This window comes from uncultured Cetobacterium sp., from assembly GCF_947039425.1.
Classification (GTDB): domain Bacteria; phylum Fusobacteriota; class Fusobacteriia; order Fusobacteriales; family Fusobacteriaceae; genus Cetobacterium_A.
Genome location: NZ_CAMQYW010000288.1, coordinates 1 through 2571, shown reverse-complemented (window position 1 = coordinate 2571; position 2571 = coordinate 1). Strand labels below are relative to the sequence as shown.

The following is a 2571-nucleotide window of genomic DNA, read 5'->3' as shown; positions in this document are numbered from 1 at the left end:
AATACGACCTCCTCCAAGCTCAACAACCTCTATATTATAATCTGTTTTATTTTCTAAAAGAATTTTATACATCTGTCCTAAAATTCGTTGTTCTGTATAATTTTTATGACCTATTACTAAAGTTTTCTTTCCTATACTTTGAAATTTATTTATACCAATAAATATTAAAAAGATTAAAAGTAAAACTCCAGAACATTTAGATATTAAAACTCCTTTTTTTCTTTCATCTTTTTGACTAGCTGATTCTAAAGGTTTTAAAGCTTTTTCTACATTTCCTAAAATATAATTTACCAAAATAGCAAGAAGTGCTGCAGGTATTGCACCACATAAAATTAAGTAGTTATTATTTATAGAGATACCTTTAAATATAGCTTCTCCAAGACCACCAGCTCCAATTAAGGCAGCAATAGTTGCTGTACCTATATTAGTTACTGTAGATATCTTTACTCCACCCATTATAGTTGGAACTGCTAATGGGAACTCTATTCTTCTTATTATGTCCCATGTACTCATTCCCATTCCTACTCCAGCTTCAATTGTAGATTTGTCTATACTTTTTATTCCAATATAAGTATTTGTTACAATTGGTAAAAGTCCATATAAAAATAAAACAAATATAGCTGGTTTTAATCCTATTCCCAAAATTGGAATTATAAATCCAAAGAAAGCTAAACTAGGTATTGTTTGAAATATACCTATTATAAATAGTACACTTTTTGCAACTTTTTCATTTCTACATATTAAAATTCCGACAGGAACTCCTATTAAAATTGCTAATCCTACTGCAAACATTGTTATCTCTATATGCTGAAAAAGCATTCTTCCAACCTCTTCTTTTCTCGATACAATAAAGTTTAAAAATTCAGTTATACTATTCATTAATCCCTCCCATGAGGAACAATTCTAGCTAACATTGTTATTAATCTATTTGCAGAAATTACTCCTAGTAATTTTTTATTTCTATCATTAACTACAACTAATTTTAAAGTTTGATCCTCTATTAATTTTATAATTGTAGTTAATTTTTCATCAAAGAATACACTTTGAAAATCTTTTTTCATTAGAGATTCAATAGTTGCTCCATTTTCCATAGCTTGAAGTGTTATATCCCATTTAAATATAATACCTACAGCTTTTTCTTTATTTTCAGCTCTATTTTTTTCTACTACAACTAAAAACTGCATATCATTTTTATCCATAATTTCAAGAGCTGTTATAAGTCTTCCATTCACTGTTACCATTGGGAAATCTTTTCTCATAATATCTTTAGCTTGAAGAATATCTGGATTTTTCCATAATCTATTTTTTCCAACAAAATTTTCTACAAATTCATTTATTGGATTTTTTAAAATGTTTTCAGGACTATCATACTGTATAATCTCTCCATCTTTTAAAATCGCTATTTTATCAGCTATTTTCAAAGCTTCATCCATATCATGAGTTACAAAAACTATTGTTTTTTTTAGTTCTTTTTGTAAACTTAAAATCTCTTGCTGTAAATTTTCCCTTGTAATTGGATCTAAGGCTGAAAAGGGTTCATCCATTAAAATAGTATCTGGATTATTTGCTAAAGCTCTAGCAATTCCTACTCTTTGTCTCTGCCCACCTGAAAGTTCACTTGGATATCTTTCGTAATAGTCCATTGGATCTAATCCCACTAAATTCAAAAGCTCTTTGCTTCTACTTTCCATTTTAGTTTTTTTCCATTTTAAAAGTTTTGGAATTAGTTCAATGTTTTCTCCTATATTCATATGAGGCATAAGACCTTCTTTTTGAATAACATATCCTATTTCTCTCCTGAGACTTATGCTATTTCGTTTACTAATCTCTTCCTCTCCTACGAATATCTCACCAGAAGTTGGTTTTATTAACTTATTTATTAATTTTAGTAAAGTTGTCTTTCCAGAACCAGATTGCCCTATTAAAACAACAAATTCTCCATTTTCAATTTCTAAGTTAATATTTTTTAGTACTTTGTTTCCATTAAAAAATTTAGATACATTTCTTATTTTTATCATATTGCCTCCTAATTTTAGTTGTTTCGATGTATATTGAAGTAGTTCTTAACTTAAGAGATATTTTGATATAAATATATTTGTAATTTTGATGTTTGTATTTGATTTTGATATAAAACAATATCTCCTAAATCTGTACATCTTAATATTATAACACATTTTTCTTGTGTTGTAAAATCGGAACTTGTATTCTAATTCCGGAGCACAAATAGGAACCAATTAACAGTATAAATTTTAATCTTTAAAGATAGGATGTTGCAAAAGCAATGCCCCCTTTTCAAAGAGCTAACACTATCAATAGAAGTGGAAGTAATTTTAAAAGAACAAATGAAAATAAGATAATAGTTAAAAAACCGTAGTAAATAAGCACTATCACAATAATAGAATTACAATAGTGGCTACATAATGGTGGAATGGAACTATTAACTATATGCTTATAAATATGTTGTATAGACATAATAGACCTGTAGTAGTTCAATCTCCAGTAGTTATGGATTCAAGAATGGAAGAGATCGGAAGAGCGTCGTGTAGGGAAAGAGTGTACGTCCTGGTGTAG

General features: G+C 28.3%; 2 protein-coding genes. Both read right to left on the bottom strand.

Annotation, left to right across the window (positions count from 1 at the left end):
• Positions 1-879, bottom strand: an 879-nt coding sequence (locus Q0V09_RS10630) for an ABC transporter permease/substrate-binding protein (protein WP_297489427.1), incomplete at its 3' end; no start/stop codon positions are given.
• Positions 879-2018, bottom strand: coding sequence for a betaine/proline/choline family ABC transporter ATP-binding protein (locus Q0V09_RS10625; RefSeq protein ID WP_297489424.1), 1140 nt, complete (start codon positions 2016-2018; stop codon positions 879-881). The genes Q0V09_RS10630 and Q0V09_RS10625, both read right to left, overlap by 1 nt.
• Positions 2019-2571: the final 553 nt, after the last annotated feature.

Bases quoted from the DNA above. Each gene is read 5' to 3' on its own strand.
- Q0V09_RS10625 (WP_297489424.1), bottom strand. From the start codon at position 2,018: ATGATAAAAATAAGAAATGTATCTAAATTTTTTAATGGAAACAAAGTA.